Here is a 4,382-nt window from a genome sequence, read left to right as displayed (position 1 = left end):
CACTCTTTCCCTACACGACGCTCTTCCGATCTACAACGAGGACGACCCGGACAACGGTCTGGTCATCTTGAAGGTGATCCATGAAGATGGCGAGGACCTCCTCTCCACTCTGGACTCCGACGAGGAGCTGGAGGCGGTGTACGACCTGTTTATGGAAAACCTCTTTCAGGAGGACAGCGAATAACCTCTTGCGTTTCAACCTGAAATGTGCTAGGATAATGATTGCCCTGCGGGGTTCGTGATAGATCTTTTTTTAACCCACATTTCGTTATACGGGATGCCGGATCAGCGCGTGGTTCGCAGGCCTCCCGGCTGCCGTCTGCGGCTGGAAGTTGGAAGCGATAAAGCGCGTTGGAGGCGACCCACCTGTCCGTAAAGGTGCAGGTTATAACGGGTCTACACGGCCTTCGCGGGGTACGTTTTTGCAGGGCAGGGATGATTCTGCCCTGTTTTTCTGTGCAAAAAATCTTTTCAGACTGTTTTCAGTCAGCTGGACTAGAGTCTGTTTTAAAACAGGCGGAATACCGGATTGAGACGGATTTTTTTGTCAGGCCAGGCAATTTGACGCAGAAATCCTGACGGATTTCTGCGTCAAATCAACCCAGTCCTGACGGGAAAAGACACCCCAAGACGGCGTTTTGACGGTTTTAAAACAGACTCTAAAAATAAATGAATTCCGGGAGGAGGCCGTCGAATGCGGATTCTGCGTCAAATGCGGGCAATAGCGTCGGCGTACAAAAATCTTTTTGGAGGTGAGTCACAACAATAAAAAGGAGAATCGCACATGAATCGAATTCCGGACCCGAACGTAATTTTTCCCAATGAATATAAGACCTCTTGTTTCATCAAAAATGTAATTACGGCCCCCAACATCTCCGTAGGCGAATACACCTACTATGACGACCCCGTGGATCCTACAGGGTTTGAGCAGAACAACGTGCTCTTCAACTACCCGGAGTTTGGAGACCGTCTGATCATCGGCAAATTCTGTTCCATTGCTAGCGGCACACAGTTTATCATGGGCAGCGCCAATCACCGCATCAGCAGCGTCAGCACCTATCCCTTCAACGTCTTTGGCGGCGTATGGCGCGAGAATACACCGCCCCATCTCTCCCAGCTGCCCTTTAAGGGGGACACTGTGGTGGGAAACGACGTGTGGATTGGACGGAAGAGCGTCATCATGCCCGGCGTCCGCATTGGAGACGGGGCCATTGTCGCGGCCTGCTCTGTGGTTGCCGGCGATGTGGAGCCCTACACCGTGGTGGGCGGAAACCCCGCCCGCCCCATCAAAAGACGGTTCCGTGAAGAACTGACGGCACTTTTGCTGGAACTGCGCTGGTGGGACATGGAGCCGGAGATACTGGCAGATTTCCTGCCTGTCCTCTGTAACAGCGACCTGGAAACCGTGGAGGAGACAATCCGGGGAATTCTGGAACTGCGAAAACAGACCAAAAATCCATAAATCCATCAAGAGGTTTAGAATTTCCACTTGCACTATGGGCAGAAATCCAGTATAATAGGCAAGTGCGTAAAAATCCTGACCGTAAATGCGGCGGGAACCATCAATACTTGAGAGGACTGAAACAACAAATGAGCGCATCTAGAGAAAAGAAATCCCGCCAGGAGCTGAACAGCACCGGCTGGACCGACCCCAGGACAGCCCGGGAGGCACAGCAGCGCAAGGAGGAACGGCGCACCAGCATCCTCTACGGCGTTATCGCCGTGGTATTCGTGCTGGTGGCCATCACCGTCATTGTCTGGAAGAGCAACATCATCCAGAAAACTGCCAATGCCGCCACCATCGACGGGCAGAAGTACACCGCCGCTGAGGTGAACTTCCACTACCAGAATGTCTACCGCAACTTTATCAATAACAATTATACCATGCTCGCCTACGGCATGCTGAGCCTGAACACCAACGCCTCCCTGTCCAGCCAGACCCTGGGTGAGGGCGATGCCGCCATGCTGGGCCTGGAACCCGACGCCGTGGGCCAGACCTGGAAAGACTACTTCGTAGACCAGACTCTGGAGCAGATGGCCGCTGTCCAGGCCGTGCTGAAGGCCGCCCAGGACGAGGGCTTTGCCTACCCCGGCAGCGTGCAGGAAAATTATGACTCCACTATGGAGTCTCTGCGCTCCGCCGCCTCCGCCAACGGCGTCTCTGTTAACCGCTACCTCCAGGCCAATTTGGGCAGCACCATGACGGAAAAGGTCTACGGCCAGCGGCTGATGGCCACCCTCCAGTACGAGGCCTACGCCAACGCCAAGCAGGACAGCCTCACCTACTCCGACGCGGAGCTGGAGAATGCCTACAAGGCTGACCGCAACACCTATGACCGGGTAAACTACGAGTCCATCACCGTCTCCGGCCTGGCTGAGTCCACCACTGATGCCGACGGCAACACCGTAGACCCCACCGAGGAGGAGACTGCGGCCGCCATGGCGGCCGCCCTGGCCAAGGCCGAGGAGATCCTGGCCGCCTATGAGGGCGGCGAGAGCCTTGAGTCCCTGGCGGACCCCGACAACGGCGTCACCTACTCCCACCCGGAGACCGCCTCCTACGCCAGCAACCCCACTCTGGAGTGGGCCTTTGACGACGCCCGCCGGAGCGGCGATGCTGATATTGTGGAGAACTCCTCCTCTTACACCGTGGCCCTGTTCCACAGCAAGTCCCGCTTTGAGTACAACACCGTGGATATCCGCCACGTGCTGATCCGCCCCGAGGAGACCACCCTCTCCAGCGAGGATGAGGGCTACCAGGCCGATGTGGACGCCAAGCAGGCCGGCGCCAAGGCGAAAGCTGAGGAGCTGTATGCCCAGTGGAAGTCCGGCGCCGCCACCGAGGACTCCTTTGCCGATCTGGCCCGGGAGAACTCCGCCGACGGCAACGCCGCTGAGGGCGGCATCTACACGGAGGTCTATCAGGGCCAGATGGTCTCCACCTTCAATGACTGGTGCTTTGATTCCAGCCGAAAGAGCGGTGACAGCGGCATTGTGGAGACAGACTACGGCTACCACATCATGTACTTCGTTGGCCAGAACACGCCCTACTGGAAGGTTCAGGTCCGTGACAATCTGGTGAATACCGCCATGGACGAGTGGTACGAGACCTTCACTCAGGATCACACCATTGGGAAAAGCGATTCCGGCTTAAAGTACGTCGGCTGATCTCAGCAAATTTTTTGGATAACGGGACGGCTGAGGCCGTCCCGTTTTTATGGAGGCCGCCTATGAACGAGCAATTCCTGCGCAATGAGATGCTGTGGGGCCGGGAGGGCCAGCAGAGGCTCTCCGCAGCCCACGTCATCGTCTTCGGCCTGGGAGGCGTAGGAAGCTACGCCTCCGAGTGCCTGGCCCGCGCCGGCATCGGAGAACTGACCCTGGTGGACAGCGACACTGTATCCGTCACCAACCTGAACCGACAGCTGGAGGCGCTTTGGTCCACCGTGGGCCAACCCAAGGCGGCGGCCGCCGCCGCCCGTATCCAGGACATCCATCCGGAAGCCGTTCTCCATCCGATTCACGGCCTCTACGACGCCGCCCACCGGGAGGACTTCTTTCCCACCGGCTGCCGGTACGATTACATCGTGGACGCCATTGACCTTGTGAGCTGCAAACTGGACCTGGCGGAAACCGCCCAGCGGCTGAATATCCCCCTGATCATGGCCCTGGGTACCGGCAACAAGCTGGACCCCACGCTCTTGCGGGCAGCGGACATCTCCGAGACCTACGGCTGTCCCTTGGCCCGGGTCATGCGGAAGGAACTGCGCAGCCGGGGCATCCTCCATCAAAAGGTCGTATTCAGTCCCGAACAGGCTGCTCCATCCCGCCAGCTGGAAACCCCGCCGCCGGGACGGCGCAGCGTCCCGGCCAGCACTCCCTGGCTCCCCGCCGCGGCGGGACTGCTGCTGGGCAGTGTGGTGGTGCGGGACATTTTGAATCAGAAAGAGAGAGAACCCATATGCTGACAGGTACTATCATCAACGCCCTGGCAGTCTTAACCGGCTCCATGGCAGGTCTGCTGCTGAAATGGCTGGCAGCCCATTTCTCCTCCAAGCTCCCTGCCGGGAGCGCCGCCCTGGGCCAGCGGCTCCAGAATATCATCATGAACGGCGTGGCCCTGTGCGTTCTCTACATCGGCATCAGCGGGGCGCTGAAGGGAAACAACACCCTGATCGCTATCCTCTCCATGGTGGCAGGCGCCATCATAGGCGAGCTGCTCAATCTGGACCGGCGAATGCAGGCTCTGGGCGACTGGGTACAGAAGAAGACGGCCCGTTTTTCCCAGGGTGAGGGCGGCGCCTCTGTGTCGGAGGGCTTTGTCACCGCCAGTCAGATCGGAAGAGCACACGTCTGAACTCCAGTCACCATACGGAATCTCG

The 4,382-nt window shown here is 58.2% G+C and carries 3 protein-coding genes and 1 other RNA gene; all 4 read left to right on the top strand.

Annotated elements, in window-relative coordinates; all coding sequences use genetic code 11:
* Window positions 1-221: 221 nt before the first annotated feature.
* The 4 genes from ssrS to QZ326_RS11475 all read left to right on the top strand — a co-directional run bounded on the left by ssrS (window position 222) and on the right by QZ326_RS11475 (window position 3,968).
* Window positions 222-420, top strand: a non-coding RNA gene (gene ssrS / locus QZ326_RS11490) — 6S RNA.
* Window positions 421-784: 364 nt separating this feature from the next.
* A complete protein-coding gene (locus tag QZ326_RS11485; RefSeq protein ID WP_295745294.1) occupies window positions 785-1,462 on the top strand; it encodes a CatB-related O-acetyltransferase in 678 nt (225 codons plus the stop codon).
* Between the two features lie 128 nt (window positions 1,463-1,590).
* Entirely contained in the window at window positions 1,591-3,168 is a 1,578-nt protein-coding gene (locus QZ326_RS11480) for a peptidylprolyl isomerase (RefSeq protein WP_295745291.1), read from the top strand.
* A 62-nt stretch (window positions 3,169-3,230) separates the two neighbouring features.
* A complete protein-coding gene (locus tag QZ326_RS11475; protein ID WP_295745290.1) occupies window positions 3,231-3,968 on the top strand; it encodes a tRNA threonylcarbamoyladenosine dehydratase in 738 nt (245 codons plus the stop codon).
* Window positions 3,969-4,382 lie beyond the last annotated feature (414 nt).

Source organism: uncultured Oscillibacter sp., assembly GCF_910587525.1.
GTDB lineage: Bacteria > Bacillota > Clostridia > Oscillospirales > Oscillospiraceae > Oscillibacter.
Note: the sequence above shows the minus strand (reverse complement) of the source record. Positions and strands in the feature narration are given on the sequence as shown.

Bases quoted from the DNA above. Each gene is read 5' to 3' on its own strand.
- QZ326_RS11485 (WP_295745294.1), top strand. From the start codon at position 785: ATGAATCGAATTCCGGACCCGAACGTAATTTTTCCCAATGAATATAAG.
- QZ326_RS11480 (WP_295745291.1), top strand. From the start codon at position 1,591: ATGAGCGCATCTAGAGAAAAGAAATCCCGCCAGGAGCTGAACAGCACC.
- QZ326_RS11475 (WP_295745290.1), top strand. From the start codon at position 3,231: ATGAACGAGCAATTCCTGCGCAATGAGATGCTGTGGGGCCGGGAGGGC.